Consider the following 21,725-nt stretch of genomic DNA (forward strand, 5'->3'; position numbering starts at 1 on the left):
CCCGCTACGCCGCCGCCTCGCAGCCGTGCTCCGGTTCCAACCGGCGCCCGCAGCCGCACCGGGCCGGCCGCAGCGGCCACGAGAGGTCCACCCGCTCCGCCACCCCCGAGCGGTCGAACCAGCTCTGCAGCCCGCGTGCCTGCGCCGCGTGCCAGACCCCCTGTCGCAGGTGCAGCTCAGCCGCCGTCAGCCCGCCGAGCGCCGCCGGGTAGCGGGCGCCTATTCGCCGGGTCAGCGCCAGCGCCGCCGTCGCGTCCGCCCCCGCGTCGTGCGCCCCGGCCAGCTCCACGCCGTAGTGGGCACACAGGTCGGTCAGGGTCCGGCGGCCCTTGCGGTAGCGGTCCACGTGCTTGTCCAGCACCCGCGGATCCAGCACCTGCAGCCCGGCCGCCGCCAGGCCGCCGACCAGCGTCAGCCCGTGATGGCGGCGCAACTCCCGGTCCAGCAGCGTCAGGTCGTAGGGCGCGTTCATCACCACCACCGGGTGCCCGGCCCGGGCCTCGGCCGCCAGTGCGCGGGTGACCTCCGCCACCACCGAGCGGGCCGGCCGGCCGTGCAACCGGACGTGCTCGTCGGTGATGCCGTGCACCGCGCGGGCGCCGTCCGGGATCGGAACGCCCGGATCGGCGAGCCAGGTGGTGGTCCGCACCGGTGCGCCCGGGGCGAGTTGGACGACCAGGGCGGCGGAGACGATCCGATCGTGCTCCACGTCCACGCCGGTGGTCTCGGTGTCGAAGGAGGCGAGTGGGCCGGTGTACCAGTGCTGCTGCATGACTGCCCCTCAGGCAAGCGTTCCGCGCCCGCTTGATACCCGGTTCTGACGGCCCTTCAACCCGTTTGGCCCAGGCCGGACCGGGGATCCTGCCCATGACCGTCCCGTTCGAATCGACTGTCCCGTTCGAATCCGGACGGGCCCGGAGCCGGGGGAGGCCACGGGCGATGGCACTGACACAGCCGCAGCCCGAAGAAGCGGCGGCCGTCCTGCGCGGGAACCTCGCGGTCACCGCCTGCATGGAGACGCTGCAGGTCGGCTATCTGCACGCGGTCGCCGCCGCGGCCGGCTGCTCGCTCTCCCAGCCGTTCCCGGACAACGGCATCGACTGGCAGGTCAACCACGGGTCCCGGGCGCACGAGGTGGACGACGAGGTCACCATCAAGATCCAGCTCAAGGCCACCCAGCAGATCGCGCCCGACCCGGCCGGGCGGTTCTTCAGCTTCACGCTGGACAACGACCACCTGCGCAAACTCGCCCGGGCCCGGGTCGCCGTGCCCCGGATCCTGGTCGTGATGCTGCTGCCGAGCCGGGTCGACCACTGGCTGCGGGCCCGCCCGGACGCCCTGGAGCTGCGGCACTGCTGCTACTGGGTCAACCTGGCCGGCCACCCGGTCACCGGACAGCGGCGCACCAACGTCCGGGTGCCCACCGACAAGGTCTTCGACGACCGCGCGCTCTGCGACATCATGGCCCGGGTCGGCGCGGGCGGCAGCCCGTGACCGCCCGGCCCCGGCAGCGAGGAGCCGACCCCATGACACCGCCGTACGGACCGGGTGAGCCGGCCCAGGCCCTGCCCGACCCGGCCACCGTCGACCCCGCGGTGCTGGCCACCCTGCTCGCCCGGCACGGCTGGGTCCGCCGCGGCGGACCGGCCGCCCGCTACGGCCGCTGGACCCCGCCCGACGACGAACCCGGCACCAGCCTCCTCGTCCCCACCGGAGACGGCTTCGACGACGCCGTCGAACTCCTCGCCGACGCCGTCACCGCGCTCTCCCGGTCCCGCACCCCCTCGGCCCGATCGATCCTGCTCGCCCTCGCCGTCCCCGGCGACGAACTGCGCTGGCGCCGCGAACCGCCCGGCTCCGCCGAGGCCACCCCCTGGGACGACGCCGAGCGGCTCCGGCAGGCGGCACGCGGGATGCTCGCCGCCGGAGCCAAGGCCGCCCGGACCAGGGCCGCCTACTTCGGAGCCCGGCTGGACGGCCCCGCCGGGGACTTCCTGGACCGCGTCCTGGTGGTCGAACAAGGCACCGCCCTCACCGCCCACACCCCCGCCCCCGAAGGCCGCGCCGCCGTCACCACCCTCGTCCGCGCCCTGGAGGCGCTGCGCGACGCGGTCGACTACCGCCGGGTCAGCGGCGGGCCCGAGGCCTTCGAGAACGCCGTCCAGGCCGGGGTCAGCCGGGAACTCGTCCAATCCGTCGAGGAACTCGTACGCGGCGCGACCGCGGCCCGGCTCACCGTCGCCTGGTCGCCCGCCGCCGGCACCCCGGGCGGCTTCGGGGACCGCCGGGTCGTCCTCGACTTCTCACCCGGCGACCTGCCCGCCCTGGCCGAGGCCGCCGAACTGCTGGAACGGATCGAGCCCGCCGTCGCCGTCACCGTGGTCGGCGTGGTCACCCGGCTCAAGCGCGCCGACCCGGCCGGCCCGGGCTCGGTACGGCTGCGCGTCCTCGGCGGCGCCGAGGTCCGCGAACTCAAGCTCCGACTGCCCGACCCCGACTACCGGCTCGCCGCCGAGGCCCACCTCGCCGGGCTGCCGGTCCGGATCTCCGGCCGGCTCGAGCGGCACGGCGGCTTCCGCCGGCTGACCCGCCCGCACGGACTGGAACTGTGCGGCTGGGAGGAAGAGGACCGCGAGCGGCTGCTGAAGTCGCTCGGAGAGGGGACGGAGGAAGGGGGAGAAGGGACGTAGGTGGACGGCGGGGGCGGCGCTCTCGGTACCATCGTCACGCGCAGCGCAGTGTTGCGTCCTCTGAAATCCAGCACGTCAGGAGAGACCGGTGACGGACGTCCGGGTAATCATCAACCGCGAACCCGATCGGGAAGAGCGCGTGGTGACCACGGGCACTACGGCCGCCGAGCTCTTCGCCGACGACCGCTCGATCATCGCCGCCCGCGTCGGCGGCCAGCTCAAGGACCTCGCCTACGTCCTCCAGGACGGCGACGAGGCCGAGCCGGTCGCGATCGGCAGCAAGGACGGCCTCGACATCCTGCGCCACTCCACCGCGCACGTCATGGCCCAGGCCGTGCAGCAGCTCTACCCCGAGGCCAAGCTCGGCATCGGCCCGCCGGTCAAGGACGGCTTCTACTACGACTTCGACGTCGAGAAGCCCTTCCACCCCGATGACCTCAAGGCCATCGAGAAGCGCATGCAGGAGATCATCAAGCGCGGGCAGAAGTTCTCCCGCCGCGTGGTCACCGACGAGTCCGCCCGCGAGGAGCTGGCCGCCGAGCCGTACAAGCTCGAGCTGATCGGCCTCAAGGGCTCCGCCGCCACCGCCGGCGAGGGCGCCGACGTCGAGGTCGGCGCCGGCGAACTCACCATCTACGACAACCTGGACGCCAAGAGCGGCGAGCAGTGCTGGGGCGACCTCTGCCGCGGCCCGCACCTGCCCAGCACCCGGCACATCCCGGCGTTCAAGCTGATGCGCAACGCGGCCGCCTACTGGCGCGGCAGCGAGCGCAACCCGATGCTCCAGCGCATCTACGGCACCGCCTGGCCGACCAAGGACGAGCTCAAGGCCCACCTGGACTTCCTCGTCGAGGCCGAGAAGCGCGACCACCGCAAGCTCGGCAACGAGCTCGACCTCTTCTCCATCCCCGAGGAGATCGGCTCCGGCCTCGCCGTCTTCCACCCCAAGGGCGGCATCATCCGCCGCGCGATGGAGGACTACTCGCGCAAGCGGCACGAGGAAGAGGGCTACGAGTTCGTCTACACCCCGCACGCCACCAAGGGGAAGCTCTTCGAGAAGAGCGGCCACCTCGACTGGTACGCGGACGGTATGTACCCGCCCATGCAGCTCGACGAGGGCGTGGACTACTACCTCAAGCCGATGAACTGCCCGATGCACAACCTGATCTTCGACGCGCGCGGCCGCTCGTACCGTGAACTGCCGCTGCGCCTCTTCGAGTTCGGGACGGTGTACCGGTACGAGAAGTCGGGTGTGGTGCACGGTCTGACCCGCGCCCGCGGCTTCACGCAGGACGACGCCCACATCTACTGCACCCGCGAGCAGATGGCGGAGGAGCTCGACTCCACGCTGACCTTCGTGCTCAACCTCCTCCGTGACTACGGTCTGACCGACTTCTACCTGGAGCTGTCGACCAAGGACCCGGTCAAGTACGTCGGTTCGGACGAGACCTGGGAGGAGGCCACCCGCGTCCTGGCGGCCGTGGCCGAGAAGCAGGGCCTGCCGCTGGTGCCGGACCCGGGTGGCGCGGCCTTCTACGGCCCGAAGATCTCGGTGCAGGCCAAGGACGCCATCGGTCGTACCTGGCAGATGTCGACCATCCAGCTGGACTTCAACCTGCCCGAGCGCTTCGACCTCGAGTACACCGCGGCGGACGGCTCGCGTCAGCGGCCGGTCATGATCCACCGCGCGCTGTTCGGCAGCATCGAGCGGTTCTTCGCGGTGCTGCTGGAGCACTACGCCGGCGCCATGCCGCCGTGGCTGGCCCCGGTCACCGTGACCGGCATCCCGATCACCGACGAGCATGTGCCGTACCTGCTGGAGGTCGCGGCCGAGCTCAAGAAGCACGGGATCCGGGTCGAGGTGGACACCTCGGACGACCGCATGCAGAAGAAGATCAGGAACGCCCAGAAGACCAAGGTGCCGTTCATGCTGATCGCCGGCAACGACGACGTCGAGGCGGGCGCGGTGTCGTTCCGCTACCGCAACGGCGAGCAGAAGAACGGCGTGCCGGTGGCGGACGCCGTCGCCGAGATCGTGGACGCGGTGAAGAACCGCATCCAGGTGTGATCCGGTAGCAGTACCGTCACGCGCGGGGCAGGCTCTGAAACGAGTCTGCCCCGCGCGGCTTTGCAAGCACCGTCGGGCGAATATGCTGATCAGCATGACGACTGAGCCGGAACTGCAGCGGGGCGTCGGGGAGCCGGACGGCTTCCGCCGCCTGTGGACCCCCCATCGGATGGCGTACATCCAGGGTGAGAACAAGCCCACCGGCCCGGCTCCGGACGACGGTTGTCCGTTCTGCTCGATCCCGTCGCTGAACGACGAGGACGGGCTGGTCGTCGCCCGGGGGAACGCCGTGTTCGCGGTGCTGAACCTGTACCCGTACAACGGCGGGCACCTGATGGTGGTCCCGTACCGGCACGTGGCCGACTACACGGACCTGGACGAGGCGGAGACGGCCGAGCTGGCGGACTTCACCAAGAAGGCGATGACCGCGCTGCGGGCGGCCTCCGGGGCGCACGGGTTCAACATCGGGATGAACCAGGGTGCGGCGGCCGGTGCCGGGATCGCGGCGCACCTGCACCAGCACGTGGTGCCGCGCTGGGGCGGGGACACGAACTTCATGCCGGTGGTCGGCCACACCAAGGTGCTGCCGCAGTTGCTGGCGGACACCCGCAAGATGCTGGCCGAGGTCTGGCCGCAGGGCTGACCCGGAGCGGACGCGAGAAGGGGCCCGACACCGAGGCGATCGGTGGCGGGCCCCTTCGTCGTGCGCGGCCGGCTCAGCCGGCGTTGAACGTGTCGACGTCGTACGGCCGGGGGCTCTGCGCCTCGGACTTGATGATCGAGGTGCGGTTCTTGAAGAACCGGTCGGCGTCGAGGTCGTGCTCCCGCAGGAACTCCAGGGTGGCGCTGTGGACCGCGTTGAGCACCGGGACGGAGGCGTTCATCGCGTTGTCGACCATGGAGCGGTTGTCCCAGGCGCGGCCGACCCAGACGTGCCGCAGGCCGAAGGGTTCGGGCAGGCCGAGCCCGCCGCCGAGCCAGCCGAGCAGGCCGGGCATCCGGTAGAAGGGGGCGCGGACGGCCTGGCGGACGACCTCGTCGTTGTCGATCAGGGGGAGCTTGATGGTGCGCTCCTCCCAGAACTTCACGGTCTTGGCGACCGTCTTCTCCTTGTCCTTGGGCTTGTCGAAGAAGACGCCCTTGACGGGGCCGAGCGCGTAGCCGGCCACCGCGATGGTCAGGACGTCGGCGAGCAGGGTCACCGTGATGGTGAAGGTGAGGACCAGCTTGCCGTCGTGGGTGATGAACTGGGTGGCGAGGTAGTGCCGGGGGCCGCCGGAGAAGGTCTGCTTGTCGGCGATGGTCTGCACGGCGAAGTCGCGCATCCGGTCGCCGTCCATGTCGGCGTTGCCGGGGCGGCTGATCTCGTCGGCGCCCTCGCCGATGTCGAAGACCACCCACTGCTTGATGGTGACGTTGGGCATGCCGCTGTTGGCGACGTGGCTGATGCCGAGGCCCTTGAGGTGGGAGGAGATCCGGCGGACCAGGTCCCAGGGGTGGAAGGCGCGGAAGTCGACGTGGCCCTCGGCGGGGTGGAGGGTGTCGGCGAGGCGCCACTCGCCCCAGCGTCGGCCGGCGCCGAGGATGCCCTTGGGGCCGGCGTAGTGGTGGACGTTGGTCTCCTGCTCGGCGTCCAGGCGGCCGAGCTTGTCGCGCAGGTCGGTGGCCTTCTTGTCGAGGTCGTCGCGGGGGACGGCCTTGGCGACGGTGGCGGCGACGGCGGAGCCCTCGACCAGGGACTGCCAGCGGCCGCGCAGGTCCTTGGCGAAGCGCTCGACGATCTGGCGGGCGAGGTACCAACCGATGACCGGGGCCAGCATCGTGACGCGCAGGTAGATGCCGAGGAGGCCGGCGGCCTGCGGGCGCAGCACGAGGAAGACGGCGAGGGCGGCGGCCAGGGCGAGGGTGATGCCGCCGTAGGCGGCGGCGTTCTTCGGGTTGTCCCGTTTGAGCCAGGCGCGCACCTGGAAGGCGGCGAGCCAGAGCAGGGTGCCGGGGAGGAAGAGTCCGCCGGTGATCAGGGTGACGGTGGTGAGCTGCCGGTCACGGGTGGTGCGCAGTTCCTCGGCGGCCAGGCAGTGTTCGACGACCTGGCGGGTGTCGACACCGAAGGACGGGACGATGGGTTTGCGGTCGCCGCCGAGGGCGCGGGAGACCAGCGCCTTGCTGAAGGCCTCGCCGACGTTGGGGCGGAAGAGGGCGAAGCGGCCCTTCTTCTCCTTGGCGTCGGTGACGGCCGCGACGAAGCCGCCGATCTCGCCGTCGCGGTAGGCGGCCGAGGAGAGCGCCTGGGTGACGGCGGTCTGCGGGCCGGCGTCGGTCCGGGGTATCTGCGCACCCGGGGTCATGTCGAGTGTGGTCACGGTGGCGTCCCCTCCTCCCCTTGTCAGCGGCAGGTTACCGTGCCGTGGCACCCCGGCGCGGATGATCGTCTGAAGTACCGTCACGATCCGGCCGTACCGGTCCTGAGAGGCATGATGCCCAGGTTCGGGCAGGTCGATACCCGGCGGAGCGGGCCGGGGTGGGGCGGAGGAGGATGGTGGGAGAAGCGAGGAAAGGGGAGCCGCTGTGAAGGATCCGGTGCTGGTCTTCGATGGGGACTGCGCGTTCTGTTCGTCCTGCGTGCGGTGGGCGGAGCGTTACCTGCGGCAGACACTGGCCTCGGGGGGCTGGGAGGCGGTGGCGTTCCAGTTCGCGGACCTCGGGGCGTGGGACGAACACGCGGGCGGCCGGGGCGAGGTGTCGGCCGAGCGGGCGGAGCGCGAGGTGTTGTGGGTGACGCCGACCGGGCGGGTGTACGGGGGCGCGCAGGCGGTTGCGCGGTTGCTGATGCGCTCCGGTGGGGTGTGGGCGTACCTGGGCGCGGTGTTGACGGCGCCGCCGGTGCGGCCGGTGGCGGCTCTGGCGTACCGGTGGGTGGCGCGTAACCGGCACCGGATGCCGGGGGGTACGGCGGCGTGCGCGCTGCCGAACCGCAAGGCCGTCCAGCCGTAGGTCCGTCCGGCCGTCGGTCCTCCCGGCCGTGAGCCCGGTCGGCCGTAAGTCCGCCCGGTGGTAGGGCTGTTCAGCCGGTGTGGCGCTCGGCGAGGGCGGTCGGCATGGGTTCGTGGCGCAGGTAGGCGCGGGTGAACTCGGCGGTGCCGTGGGTGAGGGAGCGCAGGTCGACCGGGTAGCGGACGAGTTCGAGTTCGGGGACCTCGGCGCGCAGCAGGGTGAGGCCGGATCCGCCGGTCTCGGTGCCGAGGACCCGGCCGCGGCGGGCGGAGAGGTCGCCGAGGACGGCGCCGAGGTAGTCGTCGGGCAGCAGGATGCTGACGGCGGCGACGGGTTCGAGCAGGCGGATGACGGCGTGCTCGGCGGCGTCGCGCAGGGCGAGGGCGGCGGCGTTCTGGAAGGCCGCGTCGGAGGAGTCGACGGAGTGGGCCTTGCCGTCGGTGAGGGTGACCCGGACGTCGATGAGCGGGTATCCGGTGGAGACGCCCTTGGCGAGCTGGGCGCGGACGCCCTTCTCGACGGAGGGGATGAAGTGCTTGGGGACGGCGCCGCCGACGACGTGTTCCTGGAACTCGAAGCCGGAGCCGGCCGGGAGGGGTTCGACTTCGAGGTCGCAGATGGCGTACTGGCCGTGGCCGCCGGACTGCTTGACGAGGCGGCCGTGGCCGGCGGCGGCGGTGCCGAAGGTCTCGCGCAGGGCGACCTTGGGTTCGACGGTGTCGACGTGGACGTTGTGGCGGCTGCGCAGGCGGTCGAGGACGACTTCGGCGTGGGCCTCGCCGGTGCACCAGAGGACGAGCTGGTGGGTGTCCGGGTTCTGTTCGAGGCGTAGGGCAGGGTCCTCGGCGGTGAGGCGGTTGAGGGCCTGGGAGAGCTTGTCGTCGTCGGCCTTGCTGTGGGCTTCGACGGCGATCGGGAGCAGGGGTTCGGGGAGGGTCCAGCCGTCGAGTTCGACGGGGTGGCCGGGGTCGTGGACGGTGTCGCCGGCGCGGGCGGTGGTGAGTTTGGCGGCGCAGACGAGGTCTCCGGCGACGGCGTGCGGGACGGGGCGCTGGAGTTTGCCGAACGGGCTGGTGAGGGCGGTGACGCGTTCGTCGCCGTTCTGGTCGGCGGTGTGGGCGGGGCCGACGAGATGGATCTTGGTGTCGGGGCGCAGGGTGCCGGCGTACACGCGCAGCAGGCTGATCCGGCCGACGTAGGCGTCGCCGGTGACGCGGACGACCTGGGCGGCGAGCGGGGCGTCGGGGTCGCAGGCGGGGCCGGGGCGGGTGCGTTCGGTGGGGTCGGGGAAGGTGTGCGCGATGAGGTCGAGGAGTTCGGCGGCGCCGAGGCCGTTCTCGCTGGTGGGGACGGCGGGGTGGAGGGTGCAGTCGAGGACTTCGCGGCGCAGGCCGGCTTCGAGGGCGTCGGCGTCGAGGGTGTCGCCGGCGAGGTAGCGCTCCATCAGGGTGTCGTCCTGGCCGGAGATGGCCTCGACGAGGCTGTCGTGGGCGGGGCCGGTGTCGGGGAGCGGGGTGGCGTCGCCGTAGGTGTCGCCGGTGAGCAGGTCGACGCTGCCGTCGGGCCGGCCGTCGTGGAGGACGGGCAGGAAGAGCGGGCGGAGGGTGTCCGGGCCCAGGTCGAAGGCGTCGTGGCAGGCGGTGAGGATGTCGTCGAAGCCGGTGCGGGCGACGTCGAGTTTGGCGACGGCGATGGCGCGGGGGATGCCCTCGGCGGCGCATTCGCGCCACAGGGCGCGGGTGGGGGCGGTGACCGGGTCGGTGGCGGAGACGACGAAGACGGCGGCGTCGGCGGCGTGCAGGGCGGCGCGCAGGTCGGCGGTGAAGTCGGGGTGGCCGGGCGGGTCGATCAGGTTGATCTTGACGCCCTTCCACTCGAGCGGCAGCACGGAGAGCTGGACGGAGCGCTGCTGCTGGTGCTCGATGTCCTCGTGGTCGGAGACGGTGGTGCCGTCGGTGACGCGGCCGGCCCGGCCGGTGGCTCCGGCGGCGTGGGCGAGGGATTCGGCGAGGGTGGTCTTGCCCACACCGCTGGGGCCGATGAGGACGACGTTACGCAGGTCCCGGGGGCCGGTGACGGCGGGTGCCTGGCCGGCTCGTACCGTGCTGCGGTCGGGCATCGGGGTCTCCTCCCGTGGCGCCGAGGCTGTCCATCGCAGTCTAGGGTCGGGTGTCGCGGTGGCGCGTGTCGTACGGCCGGTCGGTGACCGTACGTGTGCGTGCGGTCGCGGGCGCGTCGTTCGGCGGTGCGTGCGGCGGAGCGTGTCGTCGGCGTGGCTACGATGGGTGCGCCGGACGGGCTGATTCGTTCGGCCGTCTGCCGCGTGTGTTGCGCCAGGCGGGTATCTGGGAGATCGGAGCGGCTGGGAAGGCCATGCTCAACAAATACGCGCGTGCCTTCTTCACACGTGTTCTGACCCCGTTCGCCGCGTTCCTGATCCGGCTGGGCGTGAGCCCGGACGCCGTGACGCTGGTCGGTACCGCCGGTTCGGTGGCCGGTGCGCTGGTGTTCTTCCCGCGTGGGGAGTTCTTCTGGGGCACCATCACGATCACGCTGTTCATCTTCTCGGACCTGGTGGACGGGAACATGGCCCGTCAGCTGGGCCGGACCAGCAAGTGGGGGGCGTTCCTGGACTCCACGCTGGACCGGGTCGCGGACGCGGCGATCTTCGGCGGCCTGGCGATGTGGTACGCGGGCAAGGGGGACGACAACCTGCTGTGCGCGGTGGCGATCTTCTGCCTGGCGAGCGGTCTGGTGGTGTCGTACACCAAGGCGCGGGCGGAGAGCCAGGGCCTGCCGTGTGACGTGTCGGGGCTGGTGGAGCGGGCCGAGCGGCTGGTGGCCAGCCTGGTGGCGGCCGGGGTCGCGGGTCTGCACACGTTCGGCGTGCCGTACGTGGAGTGGCTGCTGCCGGTGGCGTTGTGGCTGGTGGCGGTGGGCAGCCTGGTGACGGTGTTCCAGCGGATGCTGACCGTGCGCCGGGAGGCGTTCGAGGCCGACCGAGCGGCGGCCGGGAGCTGATGGGGGGCGTCCTGAGGTGACCGACCGATTGGTGTACTGGGCGTACGCGCTGGGGTGGGGGCTGCTGAAGCACCTGCCGGAGTCGTGGGCGCGGGGGCTGTTCGACCGGCTGGCGGACTACGCGTGGCGCAAGCGCGGCAAGCGGGTGCGGCAGCTGGAGGCGAACCTGCGCCGGGTCCGTCCGGGGCTGGACGAGGCCGCGCTGCGGTCGTTGTCGCGGGCCGGGATGCGCTCGTACCTGCGGTACTGGATGGAGTCGTTCCGGCTGCCGGTGTGGAGCCGGGAGCGGGTGGCGCGGGACGTCCAGGTGGAGGGCTTCGAGCACCTGCGGGCGCCGCTGGAGGCCGGTCGGGGCGCGGTGATAACGCTGCCGCACATGGGCAACTGGGACCTGGCGGGCGCCTGGGTGGCGCAGCAGGGCTATCCGTTCACCACGGTCGCGGAGCGGTTGAAGCCGGAGCGGCTGTTCGACCGGTTCGTGGCGTTCCGGGAGGGCCTGGGCATGGAGGTCCTGGCGTTGACCGGCGGTTCGGTGAACGTGATCGGCACGCTGGCGCGGCGGCTGCGCGAGGGCCGGCTGGTGTGCCTGGTGGGGGACCGGGACCTGTCGGAGGCGGGCATCGAGGTGTCGTTCTTCGGTGAGGCGACCCGGATGCCGGCCGGTCCGGCGGCGCTGTGCCGGCGGACCGGGGCGGCGCTGCTGCCGGTGACGCTCTGGTACGACGGCCCGGTGCTGCGGGCGCGGATCCACCCCGAGGTGGCGGTGCCCGAGGAGGGCGACCGCAAGGAGGGGACGCGGGCGATGACCCAGGCGATGGCGGCCGTGTGGGAGCAGGGCGTCCGCGAGCACCCGCAGGACTGGCACATGCTGCAGAAGTTCTGGCTGGCCGACCTTGCGGTCCGTGAGACGGTGAAGGAGCCCTCCGCGGTGCGCGCGGAGGCGGCCCCCGAGCCCGCGGCCGAGGCCTCCGGGTCCTGAGTCCGGCCCGTACGACTGTCCGAAGGAGCTTGAGGAATCCGTGAAGATCGGCATCGTCTGCCCGTACGACTGGGACGTCCCCGGTGGGGTGCAGTTCCACATCCGGGACCTGGCCGAGCACCTGATCGGCCTGGGGCACGAAGTGTCGGTGCTGGCGCCGGCCGAGGACGACGAGGCGCTGCCGCCGTACGTGGTCTCGGCCGGGCGGGCGGTGGCGGTGCCGTACAACGGGTCGGTGGCGCGGCTGAGTTTCGGGATCCTGTCGGCGGCACGGGTGCGGCGGTGGCTGCACGACGGGCGTTTCGACATCCTGCACGTGCACGAGCCGGCCTCGCCGAGCCTGTCGATGCTGGCGGCCTGGTCGGCGACCGGGCCGATGGTGGGGACGTTCCACACCTCCAACCCGCGCTCGCGGGCGATGATCGCGGCCTCGCCGATCCTGCAGCCGGGCCTGGAGAAGATGCGGGCCCGGATCGCGGTGTCGGAGTACGCCCGGCGGACCCTGGTGGAGCACCTGGGCGGGGACGCGGTGGTGATCCCGAACGGCGTGGACGTGGGCTTCTTCGCGGACGCAGAGCCGGACGAGCGCTGGATGGGCCACGCGGCGAAGGGGGAGCCGGGCACGATCGGCTTCATCGGCCGGATCAACGAGCCGCGCAAGGGCCTGCCGACGCTGCTGGCGGCGCTGCCGGGGATCCTGGCGCAGCGGCCGGGGGTGCGGCTGCTGGTGGCGGGTAAGGGCGACGAGGAGGAGGCCGTGGCGGGCCTGGCGCCGGAGGTGCGTCGGCAGGTGGAGTTCCTCGGCATGGTGAGCGACGCGGAGAAGGCCCGGCTGCTGCGCAGCGTGGACCTGTACGTGGCGCCGAACACCGGTGGCGAGAGCTTCGGGATCATCCTGGTCGAGGCGATGTCGGCGGGTGCCCCGGTGCTGGCGAGCGACCTGGACGCGTTCAAGCAGGTGCTGGACGGCGGGGACGCCGGCGAGCTGTTCCCGGTGGAGAACGCGGAGGCGCTGGCCCGTACGGCGCTGCGGCTGCTGGGCGATCCGGCGCGGCTGGAGGAGCTGCGGGTGGCGGCGTCGCGGCATGTGCGGCGGTTCGACTGGTCGACCGTGGGCGCGGACATCCTGTCGGTGTACGAGACGGTGACGGCGGGGGCCGCGGCGGTGGTCGAGGAGGACGAGCGCAGCGGGCGGCGCGGCCGGTTCGGGCTGGCCAGGGACTGATCCGGGGCCGCGGCGGGGGCGTGGTCGGCCCCGGTGTGGGTGGGGTTAGGGTCGGGCGACCGTATCGCTTCACTGCATGGGGGAAACCGATGCCGCACATCTCCGTCGACTATTCGGCCGGCCTGGCCGGCGGCTTCGACCGCCGGGCGCTGGGCCTGGCGATCAACCGGCTCGCCGAGGAGACGATCGACGCGAAGCCGGAGTCCTGCAAGACGCTGTTCCGGCAGAGCGAGGAGCTCGTGGTCGGCACGAGCGGGACCCCGTCCGACGTCCAGGTGTACGTCGAGGTCCAGATGTTCCCGGGCCGCACGCCGGAGGCGAAGGCGGCGCTGGGCGCGGGTGTCCTGGCGCTGCTGGCCGAGCACGTGAAGCCGGCGCCGGGCGCCCGGCTGTTCACCGCCGTCAACCTGGCGGACATCGAGCGGGAGAGCTACCGGAACGCGGTCGTGGCCGGCTGACGCCGGTCGGGCCGGCCGGTGACACCCGGTAACGTAGCGGCCCGTGACTACCTGGATCTGGGCCGCCGTGGCCGTGGTGCTCTTCGGCATGTACCTGAGTTGGACGGCCGGTCGCTTGGACCGGCTGCACGCCCGGATCGACGCCGCGCGGGCGGCGTTGGACGCGCAGCTGGTCCGCCGGGCCTCGGTGGCCATCGAGCTGGCGACGTCCTCGCTGCTGGATCCGGCGGCCTCGCTGCTGCTGCTGGACGCGGCGCACGCGGCCCGGCAGGCCGAGGACGAGCATCGCGAGGTGGCGGAGAGCCAGCTGAGCCTGGCGCTGCGGGCGGTGCTCGAGGAGCCGGAGCAGGTGGCGGCGCTGGTGGCCGAGCCGGGCGGCGATGACGCGGTTCGTGACCTGACGGCCGCGGTGCGCCGGGTGCCGATGGCCCGCCGGTTCCACAACGACGCGGTGCGGGCGGCGCGCGCGGTGCGCGAGCACCGGCTGGTGCGGTACTTCCGGCTGGCCGGGAAGGCCCCGTTCCCGATGGCGTTCGAAATGGACGACGCCCCGCCGCCCGCTCTCACGCCGGAAGGGGCGCCTGCTTAGGGTGTCCACGGATACGGCCCGTTTGTCGTATCCCTTCGCCCTGGCTGGACTCGGTGGCGCATGGAGGGGCCACCCGTTCCGCCTACCATAGGGCGATAGCACTGGTTCATCTTCGAGTGAGGTCTCACGTGTCCACCACCCCCACCACCGCAGACCAGCCCCAGATCGGCACCGCCCGGGTCAAGCGGGGCATGGCCGAGCAGCTCAAGGGCGGTGTGATCATGGACGTGGTCAACGCCGAGCAGGCCAAGATCGCCGAGGACGCCGGCGCGGTGGCCGTCATGGCGCTCGAGCGGGTTCCGGCCGACATCCGCAAGGACGGCGGCGTGGCCCGCATGTCCGACCCGAACATGATCGAGGAGATCATCGCCGCGGTCTCCATCCCGGTGATGGCCAAGTCCCGCATCGGCCACTTCGTCGAGGCCCAGGTCCTGCAGTCGCTCGGTGTCGACTACATCGACGAGTCCGAGGTGCTCACCCCGGCCGACGAGGTCAACCACTCGGACAAGTTCGCCTTCACCACCCCCTTCGTCTGCGGCGCCACCAACCTGGGCGAGGCGCTGCGCCGCATCGCCGAGGGCGCGGCCATGATCCGCTCGAAGGGTGAGGCCGGCACCGGCAACGTCGTCGAGGCCGTCCGCCACCTGCGCCAGATCAAGAACGAGATCGCCAAGCTGCGCGGCTTCGACAACAACGAGCTGTACGCCGCCGCCAAGGAGCTGCGCGCCCCGTACGAGCTGGTCAAGGAGGTCGCCGAGCTCGGCAAGCTGCCGGTCGTGCTGTTCTCCGCCGGTGGCGTGGCCACCCCGGCCGACGCCGCGCTGATGCGCCAGCTGGGCGCCGAGGGCGTCTTCGTCGGCTCCGGCATCTTCAAGTCGGGCGACCCGGCCAAGCGCGCCGCCGCCATCGTGAAGGCCACCACCTTCTTCGACGACCCGAAGATCATCGCGGACGCCTCCCGCAACCTCGGCGAGGCCATGGTCGGCATCAACTGCGACACCCTGCCGGAGACCGAGCGCTACGCCAACCGCGGCTGGTAGTCGCCCCGCAGGTTCCGAGGGCCCGGGCCCGCCCCAGCGCTTCGGCGCTGCGGCGGGCCGTGCCACGTACTTCCGTAGTAACGATCGATTGAGGTTGAAGACCGTGAGCACTCCAGTCATCGGTGTCCTCGCCCTGCAGGGCGACGTCCGCGAGCACCTGGTGGCGCTGGCCGAGGCCGACGCGCTCGCCCGTCCGGTGCGCCGTGCGGAGGAACTGGCCGAGGTCGACGCGCTGGTGATCCCCGGCGGGGAGTCCACCACCATGTCCAAGCTGGCGCTGCTGTTCGGCGTGATGGACCCGGTGCGCGAGCGGGTCGCCGCCGGCATGCCGGTGTACGGCACCTGCGCGGGCATGATCATGCTGGCGGACAAGATCCTGGACGGCCGCGAGGACCAGGAGAGCGTCGGCGGCATCGACATGACGGTGCGTCGCAACGCCTTCGGCCGCCAGAACGAGTCCTTCGAGTCCGGGATCGCCTTCAAGGGCCTGGACGACGCGCCGGTGCACGGCGTCTTCATCCGCGCCCCCTGGGTCGAGGCGGTCGGCGCGAGCGTCGAGGTGCTGGCCGAACTGCCCGCCGCGGACGGTCCGGACAGCCGGATCGTGGCCGTGCGCCAGGGCAACCTGCTGGCCACCTCGTTCCACCCGGAGCTGACCGGTGATCACCGGGTGCACGCGTACTTCGTCAAGATGGTCGAGGAGCACCTCGCGGCGGCCGCGCGCTGAGCGCGTCCTGACAGCGTGCTGACCGTGTGCGCCTTACCGGTGACGACACCGGTAAGATCTCATCTGTTCATTTCCCTTTGGCGACGTAAAGGAGCTGGCGATGTCCGGCCACTCTAAGTGGGCTACCACCAAGCACAAGAAGGCCGTGATCGACGCCAAGCGCGGCAAGCTCTTCGCCAAGATGATCAAGAACATCGAGGTGGCGGCGCGCACCGGCGGACCCGACCCGGCGGGCAACCCGACCCTCTACGACGCCATCCAGAAGGCGAAGAAGAGCTCGGTCCCGATCGACAACATCAACCGCGCCGTCAAGCGCGGTGGCGGTCTGGAGGCCGGCGGCGCCGACTACCAGACCATCATGTACGAGGGCTACGGCCCGAACGGTGTCGCCGTCCTGATCGAGTGCCTCACCGACAACCGCAACCGGGCCGCCTCCGACGTGCGCGTCGCGATGACCCGCAACGGCGGCTCGATGGCCGACCCGGGCTCGGTGTCGTACCTGTTCACCCGTAAGGGTGTCGTCATCGTCCCCAAGGCCGACGGCGTGGACGAGGACAAGCTGTTCGAGGTCGTCCTCGACCAGGAGCCCGAGGAGATCAACGACCTCGGCGACTCGTTCGAGATCGTCTCCGAGGCCTCCAAGATGGTCGCCGTGCGCACCGCGCTGGTGGACGCCGGCGTCGACTACGACTCGGCCGAGGCCAACTTCCTCCCGAGCATGCAGGTCGAGCTGGACGTCGACGGCGCCCGCAAGATCCTCAAGCTGATCGACGCCCTCGAGGACAGCGACGACGTGCAGAACGTCTTCGCCAACTTCGACATCTCCGACGAGGTCGGTGCGGAGCTCGACGCCGAGTGATCCTCGGCGGCTGATCCTCGCTGAGTGATCGTTCCCACTGCCCGGCCCGGTGGTCCCAGGACCGCCGGGCCGGTGTCGTCGGTCGGGTTGTCGGACCCGGACGGTAGCCTTCGCAGGTCGGAGACGGAAGGCGGGGCGAGTGGTGCGGGTACTGGGTGTGGACCCGGGGCTGACCAGGTGCGGGGTCGGCGTGGTCGAGGGCGCGCCGGGCCGGCCCCTGCGGATGGTCGGGGTCGGGGTGGTTCGCACCCCCGCCGAGGCCGAGATCGGGCAGCGGCTGCTCCAGATCGAGGAGGGCATCGAGGCCTGGCTGGACGAGCACCGGCCCGATCTGGTCGCGGTCGAGCGGGTCTTCGCCCAGCACAACGTGCGCACCGTGATGGGCACCGCCCAGGCCAGCGCGGTCGCGATGCTCTGCGCCACACGCCGCGGCATCCCCGTCACCCTGCACACCCCCAGCGAGGTCAAGGCGGCCGTCACCGGCTCCGGCCGGGCCGACAAGGCCCAGGTCACGGCCATGGTGCAGCGCCTGCTGCGGCTGGACGCCCCGCCCAAGCCCGCGGACGCCGCCGACGCGCTGGCGCTCGCGATCTGCCACATCTGGCGCGGCGGGGCGACCAACCGCCTGGAGGCCGCCGTCCGGGCCGCCCGCGCCACAACGCGCTCCACCCCCGTGAAAGGAACCTTCCGGTGATCGCCTTCGTGCAAGGGCCCGTGGCGGCCATCTCCTCCGGGCTCGCGGTGGTCGAGGTCGGCGGGGTGGGCATGGCGGTGCAGTGCACCCCGAACACGCTGGCCGGCCTGCGCCTGGGCGAGCCGGCCCGGCTGGCGACCTCCCTGGTGGTCCGGGAGGACTCGCTGACCCTGTTCGGCTTCGCGGACGACGACGAGCGCGCGGTCTTCGAGATCCTGCAGGCCGCGCCGGGCGTCGGCCCCAAGCTGGCGCAGGCGATCCTCGGCGTGCACAGCCCGGACGCGCTGCGGGCCGCGGTCGCGAACGGCGACGAGAAGGCGCTGGTCGCCGTCCCGGGCATCGGCAAGGCGAAGGCGGCCAAGCTGCTGCTGGAGTACAAGGACAAGCTGGGCGCCCCGCACGGCTCGGTGCCGGCGCAGAAGCCGGTCGCGGCCGGCCCGGCGCCGTGGAGCGAGCAGCTGCACTCCGCGCTGACCGGCCTCGGCTACGCCCCGCGCGAGGCGGACGACGCGGTCGCGGCCGTCACCCCGGAGGCGGAGGCCCAGTCGACGCCGGACGTCGGCGCCCTGCTCCGACTCGCGCTGCGCGGCCTCAACCGCGCCCGCTGAGGCCATCTGACGATCTGTCCGTTTGTCGACTCTGGAGACTTGGGAGCCCGTAACGATGTACGACTCGGAACCCGCCGACCGGCTGGTCACGGCCGCCGCCGACGGTGAGGACCAGGCGGTCGAGGCGGCGCTGCGCCCCAAGCTGCTGGACGAGTTCATCGGTCAGGAACGGGTGCGCGAGCAGCTGTCCCTGGTGCTCCAGGCCGCCCGCAAGCGCGGCAGCGCGCCCGACCACGTCCTGCTGAGCGGGCCTCCCGGGCTGGGCAAGACCACCCTGTCCATGATCATCGCGGCCGAGCTGGGCGCCCCGATCCGGATCACCTCCGGCCCGGCCATCCAGCACGCGGGCGACCTCGCGGCGATCCTCTCCTCGCTCACCGAGGGGGAGGTGCTCTTCCTCGACGAGATCCACCGGATGTCCCGGCCCGCCGAGGAGATGCTCTACATGGCGATGGAGGACTTCCGGGTCGACGTGATCGTCGGCAAGGGCCCGGGCGCCACCGCCATCCCGCTGGAGCTGCCGCCCTTCACGCTGGTCGGCGCCACCACCCGGGCCGGCCTGCTGCCGCCCCCGCTGCGTGACCGCTTCGGCTTCACCGGCCACATGGAGTTCTACGCCCCGGCCGAGCTGCAGCGGGTGGTGCACCGCTCGGCCGCGCTGCTGGACGTGGAGATAGACACGGCCGGCGCCGCCGAGATCGCCGGGCGCTCGCGCGGCACCCCGCGCATCGCCAACCGGCTGCTGCGCCGGGTCCGCGACTACGCGCAGGTCCGGCACGACGGCCAGGTCGACGCCGGGATCGCCGCCCAGGCGCTGGCCGTCTACGAGGTGGACGCCCGCGGCCTTGACCGGCTGGACCGTGCGGTGCTGGACGCGCTGCTGCGGCTGTTCGGCGGCGGACCGGTCGGTTTGTCGACACTCGCGGTCGCGGTGGGGGAGGAGGCCGAGACGGTCGAGGAGGTCGCCGAGCCCTTCCTGGTCCGCGAGGGCCTGCTCGCCCGGACTCCGCGCGGGCGGATCGCCACCGCCGCCGCCTGGCAGCACCTCGGCCTGACTCCTCCGGCGCAGACCTCGCGGGCGCAGACCCCGCCGCTCCAGGCGACCCGCGTCGGCGTCCCGCCCCAACCGGAGCTCTTCCCGGCCGACGAAAGTTGACCGTCATCGGCTGAACGGGTGAGCCGTACCGGGCCGTCCCCGCCCGTGCAGCCGCCGCACCGCAAGGAGGAGTCACGAGGGAAGCCCGGGGAATCTGTGCAGGCGGAGGCTCGCCACTTTCGGCAACAGGATGCGATGCTTGGCGTTGTCCGATCGATTCGGGGTTGCATAGACTCCGCCGGACCGCCCCTCTCACCTGACGGGCCGACCAATACCACACAGGCCGCCGGCCGGCGGCCCGTAAAGGACCCTGGCTGCAGTGAACCTCATCATCCTTCTCCTCCCGGTCGTCGCGATCGTGCTCATGTTCCGATCGCAGAAGAAGCGCCAGCAGCAGCAGCAGAGCATGCAGACCGCGCTGGAGCCCGGGGCTGGAGTGCGCACCATCGGCGGTCTGTACGCCCAGGTGAAGGCGGTCAACGAGGAGACCGTCGAGCTGGAGATCGCGCCCGGCGTGGTCACCCACTTCACCAAGAGCGCGATCGCGGCCGTCCTGGACCCCCAGGAGTACGACGCGATCATCAACGGTCGCCCCGCCGACGACGAGCTTCCCGAGCCGGAGGCCGAGGACGCCGACGCCGAGCCGGTCGAGGACAAGCCGCTGTCGCTCACCAAGGACGGCGCCGAGAAGGGCGACGTCGAGGGCGGGGCTCCCGCGAGCAAGTAGTACGGCCGGGCAATCCGCTCGGCCGCGCGGCGCAGTGCCGCGAGCCCACAGGACCTCAGGGCCGCAGAACCTCCGTACCCCCGTTCAGCCACGAGCCGGACGGGGGTCCGGTCGGGGAGGTGGCATGGACAGGGAGAAACGAGCAAGGTGGCAACACCCAAGTCGCGCCCGCGCGACGGCTACCCAGGGCGGGCGCTGGCCCTCATCCTGGTCGTCACCGTCGGACTGGTCGCCCTCATGTTCGGGACGGGCAACACCAAGCCCCGACTCGGGATCGACCTCGCAGGCGGCACCAGCATCACGCTGACCGCGAAGTCGACCGACCCCAAGGCGATCACCAAGTCCAACATGGACATCGCCACCGGGATCATCGAGCGCCGTGTCAACGGTATGGGTGTCTCCGAGGCGGAGGTCCAGACCCAGGGCGACAACACGATCATCGTGAACATCCCCAAGGGCGGCAACCAGCAGAACGCGGCGGACCAGGTGGGTACCACCGCCAAGCTGTTCTTCCGCCCGGTCCTGGCCGTGGCTCCCAGCGGTGTCACCGCTCCGACGCCCACCGGCACCCCGTCCGCCGCCGCCACCGGCACCCCGGGCGCGACCCCGTCGGCCGGTGCCACCCCGCCGGCCGGTGCCGCGACCGGCACGCCGTCCGCGACCGCGAGCGCCACCAAGCAGGGCCGCACCGTCGGCGAGGCGCTGGCCGCCGAGGGCGCCAGCCCGTCCGCCCCCGCCACCGGCAGCGCCGCCCCGGCCGCCACCGGCGCTCCGAGCGCCCCGGCCACCCCGCCGAGCGCCGCCGACCTGAGCGCCGCGATGACCCAGGGCACCGTCCCGCCGGAGCTGTCCGCCGCCTTCGCCGCCCTCGACTGCACCAAGCCCGAGGTCCGCGCCACCCAGACCGGCCCCGAGGACAAGGCCGTCGTCGCCTGCTCCCAGAAGGCCGAGAACGGCTACTACGAGAAGCTGGCCCTCGGCCCCGTGGCCGTGAAGGGCTCGGACGTCACCAAGGCCCAGCCCTCGCTCGACACCCAGACCGGCGCCGGCTGGCAGGTCCAGCTGCAGTTCAACGGCACCGGTACGGACGCCTTCTCCAAGATCACCGGCCAGCTGGCCACCCAGGCCCCGCCGACCAACCAGTTCGCCATCGTGCTGGACAACCAGGTCGTCTCGCACCCGCAGGTCAACGGCCCGATCCCGGGCGGCAGCGCGGTCATCACCGGTCGCTTCTCGCAGACCGAGGCGCAGGACCTCGCCAACGTGCTGGGCTACGGCGCCCTGCCGCTGGAGTTCGCCAAGAGCGACATCACCACCGTCTCCCCGGCGCTCGGCAGCGACCAGCTCAAGGCCGGCCTGGTGGCCGGCGCGATCGGCATGCTGCTGGTCGTCGCGTACTCGCTGGTCTACTACCGCGGCCTCGGCCTGGTCTCGATCGCCGGTCTGATCGTCTCCGCGATCCTGACCTACTCGATCATGAGCCTGCTCGGCGGCGGGATCGGCTTCGCGCTGAACCTGCCCGCGGTCTGCGGTGCGATCGTCGCGATCGGTATCACCGCCGACTCCTTCATCGTGTACTTCGAGCGCATCCGCGACGAGGTCCGCGAGGGCGCCCCGCTGCGCCCGGCGGTCCAGCGGGCCTGGCCGCGCGCCCGGCGCACCATCCTGGTCTCGGACTTCGTCTCCTTCCTCTGTGCCGCCGTGCTCTACGTGGTCTCGGTCGGCAAGGTCCAGGGCTTCGCGTTCACCCTGGGGCTGACCACCGCGCTCGACGTCGTGGTGATCTTCCTCTTCACCAAGCCGCTGATCACACTGCTGGCCCGCCGCAAGTTCTTCCTGAACGGCCACCCGTGGTCCGGCCTGGACCCCAAGCGGCTGGGCGCCCGCCCGCCGCTGCGCAGCAGCCGTCGCCGTAACTCCTCCTCTGCCGCCGTGAAGGAGGCCTGACAC

Annotated in this window: 21 protein-coding genes; 18 read left to right on the plus strand and 3 right to left on the minus strand. The window is 72.0% G+C overall.

All coding sequences use genetic code 11. The features are described 5' to 3' along the window. Positions 1–4: 4 nt before the first annotated feature. The gene (locus ACZ51D_RS10200; protein ID WP_360498439.1) at positions 5–772 is read right to left on the minus strand and encodes an exonuclease domain-containing protein; all 768 of its coding nucleotides are present in this window, start codon (positions 770–772) and stop codon (positions 5–7) included. Positions 773–939: 167 nt separating this feature from the next. Here ACZ51D_RS10200 and ACZ51D_RS10205 point away from each other — a divergent pair, with 167 nt between their 5' ends. The 4 genes from ACZ51D_RS10205 (at position 940) to ACZ51D_RS10220 (ending at position 5,401) form a co-directional block, all read left to right on the plus strand. Beyond that, positions 940–1,494, plus strand: a complete 555-nt coding sequence (locus ACZ51D_RS10205; protein WP_465617030.1) for a DUF4365 domain-containing protein — start codon at positions 940–942, stop codon at positions 1,492–1,494. A 32-nt stretch (positions 1,495–1,526) separates the two neighbouring features. Continuing rightward, the gene (locus ACZ51D_RS10210) at positions 1,527–2,690 is read left to right on the plus strand and encodes a hypothetical protein (protein WP_465617032.1); all 1,164 of its coding nucleotides are present in this window, start codon (positions 1,527–1,529) and stop codon (positions 2,688–2,690) included. An 88-nt stretch (positions 2,691–2,778) separates the two neighbouring features. Continuing rightward, a complete protein-coding gene (gene thrS / locus ACZ51D_RS10215) occupies positions 2,779–4,758 on the plus strand; it encodes a threonine--tRNA ligase (RefSeq protein ID WP_360498445.1) in 1,980 nt (659 codons plus the stop codon). 82 nt (positions 4,759–4,840) lie between these two features. After that, positions 4,841–5,401, plus strand: coding sequence for an HIT family protein (locus ACZ51D_RS10220; RefSeq protein ID WP_465617036.1), 561 nt, complete (start codon positions 4,841–4,843; stop codon positions 5,399–5,401). Between the two features lie 73 nt (positions 5,402–5,474). Here the strand turns inward: ACZ51D_RS10220 and ACZ51D_RS10225 are convergent, their stop codons facing one another. Further along, positions 5,475–7,121: a hypothetical protein gene (locus ACZ51D_RS10225; RefSeq protein WP_465661831.1), complete on the minus strand. Its 1,647-nt coding sequence runs from the start codon at positions 7,119–7,121 to the stop codon at positions 5,475–5,477. A gap of 205 nt (positions 7,122–7,326) precedes the next feature. On the opposite strand from ACZ51D_RS10225, the gene ACZ51D_RS10230 reads away from it, so the two are divergent. Beyond that, on the plus strand, positions 7,327–7,752 hold the full coding sequence (locus tag ACZ51D_RS10230) for a thiol-disulfide oxidoreductase DCC family protein (RefSeq protein ID WP_465617040.1): 426 nt from the start codon (positions 7,327–7,329) through the stop codon (positions 7,750–7,752). Positions 7,753–7,822: 70 nt separating this feature from the next. Here the strand turns inward: ACZ51D_RS10230 and ACZ51D_RS10235 are convergent, their stop codons facing one another. After that, complete coding sequence (locus ACZ51D_RS10235; protein WP_465617042.1) at positions 7,823–9,871, minus strand: elongation factor G-like protein EF-G2; 2,049 nt, start codon at positions 9,869–9,871, stop codon at positions 7,823–7,825. 254 nt (positions 9,872–10,125) lie between these two features. On the opposite strand from ACZ51D_RS10235, the gene pgsA reads away from it, so the two are divergent. The 13 genes from pgsA (at position 10,126) to secD (ending at position 21,722) form a co-directional block, all read left to right on the plus strand. Beyond that, positions 10,126–10,773, plus strand: coding sequence for a phosphatidylinositol phosphate synthase (pgsA, locus tag ACZ51D_RS10240; RefSeq protein ID WP_360498541.1), 648 nt, complete (start codon positions 10,126–10,128; stop codon positions 10,771–10,773). A 16-nt stretch (positions 10,774–10,789) separates the two neighbouring features. Beyond that, positions 10,790–11,752 (plus strand): phosphatidylinositol mannoside acyltransferase, encoded by a 963-nt coding sequence (locus tag ACZ51D_RS10245; protein WP_465617045.1) that lies wholly within the window; start codon positions 10,790–10,792, stop codon positions 11,750–11,752. A gap of 40 nt (positions 11,753–11,792) precedes the next feature. Next, a complete protein-coding gene (locus ACZ51D_RS10250; protein WP_465617047.1) occupies positions 11,793–12,977 on the plus strand; it encodes a glycosyltransferase family 4 protein in 1,185 nt (394 codons plus the stop codon). Between the two features lie 89 nt (positions 12,978–13,066). Further along, entirely contained in the window at positions 13,067–13,435 is a 369-nt protein-coding gene (locus tag ACZ51D_RS10255; RefSeq protein WP_360498459.1) for a 5-carboxymethyl-2-hydroxymuconate Delta-isomerase, read from the plus strand. Between the two features lie 88 nt (positions 13,436–13,523). Then, complete coding sequence (locus tag ACZ51D_RS10260; RefSeq protein WP_360498543.1) at positions 13,524–14,024, plus strand: hypothetical protein; 501 nt, start codon at positions 13,524–13,526, stop codon at positions 14,022–14,024. Between the two features lie 128 nt (positions 14,025–14,152). After that, a complete protein-coding gene (pdxS, locus tag ACZ51D_RS10265; protein ID WP_030300161.1) occupies positions 14,153–15,064 on the plus strand; it encodes a pyridoxal 5'-phosphate synthase lyase subunit PdxS in 912 nt (303 codons plus the stop codon). Positions 15,065–15,167: 103 nt separating this feature from the next. Further along, a complete protein-coding gene (gene pdxT, locus ACZ51D_RS10270) occupies positions 15,168–15,791 on the plus strand; it encodes a pyridoxal 5'-phosphate synthase glutaminase subunit PdxT (RefSeq protein ID WP_465661833.1) in 624 nt (207 codons plus the stop codon). 100 nt (positions 15,792–15,891) lie between these two features. Then, a complete protein-coding gene (locus ACZ51D_RS10275) occupies positions 15,892–16,650 on the plus strand; it encodes a YebC/PmpR family DNA-binding transcriptional regulator (protein ID WP_350521269.1) in 759 nt (252 codons plus the stop codon). 142 nt (positions 16,651–16,792) lie between these two features. Then, positions 16,793–17,344: a crossover junction endodeoxyribonuclease RuvC gene (gene ruvC / locus ACZ51D_RS10280; RefSeq protein ID WP_360498545.1), complete on the plus strand. Its 552-nt coding sequence runs from the start codon at positions 16,793–16,795 to the stop codon at positions 17,342–17,344. Continuing rightward, positions 17,341–17,952: a Holliday junction branch migration protein RuvA gene (gene ruvA, locus ACZ51D_RS10285; protein WP_465617050.1), complete on the plus strand. Its 612-nt coding sequence runs from the start codon at positions 17,341–17,343 to the stop codon at positions 17,950–17,952. Before ruvC ends, ruvA begins: the two co-directional genes overlap by 4 nt. 55 nt (positions 17,953–18,007) lie before the next feature. After that, positions 18,008–19,108 carry a Holliday junction branch migration DNA helicase RuvB gene (gene ruvB, locus ACZ51D_RS10290; RefSeq protein WP_465661835.1) on the plus strand — a complete coding sequence of 367 codons (1,101 nt, stop codon included), beginning with the start codon at positions 18,008–18,010 and terminating at the stop codon, positions 19,106–19,108. Between the two features lie 259 nt (positions 19,109–19,367). After that, positions 19,368–19,775, plus strand: coding sequence for a preprotein translocase subunit YajC (gene yajC, locus ACZ51D_RS10295; RefSeq protein WP_465661837.1), 408 nt, complete (start codon positions 19,368–19,370; stop codon positions 19,773–19,775). A 147-nt stretch (positions 19,776–19,922) separates the two neighbouring features. After that, a complete protein-coding gene (secD, locus tag ACZ51D_RS10300) occupies positions 19,923–21,722 on the plus strand; it encodes a protein translocase subunit SecD (protein ID WP_396287728.1) in 1,800 nt (599 codons plus the stop codon). Positions 21,723–21,725: the final 3 nt, after the last annotated feature.

Source organism: Kitasatospora sp. NPDC033851 (assembly GCF_055576085.1).

Coding starts and splice junctions, on each gene's coding strand:
- ACZ51D_RS10200 (WP_360498439.1), bottom strand. CDS start 772: ATGCAGCAGCACTGGTACACCGGCCCACTCGCCTCCTTCGACACCGAG.
- ACZ51D_RS10205 (WP_465617030.1), top strand. CDS start 940: ATGGCACTGACACAGCCGCAGCCCGAAGAAGCGGCGGCCGTCCTGCGC.
- ACZ51D_RS10210 (WP_465617032.1), top strand. CDS start 1,527: ATGACACCGCCGTACGGACCGGGTGAGCCGGCCCAGGCCCTGCCCGAC.
- ACZ51D_RS10220 (WP_465617036.1), top strand. CDS start 4,841: ATGCTGATCAGCATGACGACTGAGCCGGAACTGCAGCGGGGCGTCGGG.
- ACZ51D_RS10235 (WP_465617042.1), bottom strand. CDS start 9,871: ATGCCCGACCGCAGCACGGTACGAGCCGGCCAGGCACCCGCCGTCACC.
- pgsA (WP_360498541.1), top strand. CDS start 10,126: ATGCTCAACAAATACGCGCGTGCCTTCTTCACACGTGTTCTGACCCCG.
- ACZ51D_RS10255 (WP_360498459.1), top strand. CDS start 13,067: ATGCCGCACATCTCCGTCGACTATTCGGCCGGCCTGGCCGGCGGCTTC.
- ACZ51D_RS10260 (WP_360498543.1), top strand. CDS start 13,524: ATGTACCTGAGTTGGACGGCCGGTCGCTTGGACCGGCTGCACGCCCGG.
- ACZ51D_RS10275 (WP_350521269.1), top strand. CDS start 15,892: ATGTCCGGCCACTCTAAGTGGGCTACCACCAAGCACAAGAAGGCCGTG.
- ruvB (WP_465661835.1), top strand. CDS start 18,008: ATGTACGACTCGGAACCCGCCGACCGGCTGGTCACGGCCGCCGCCGAC.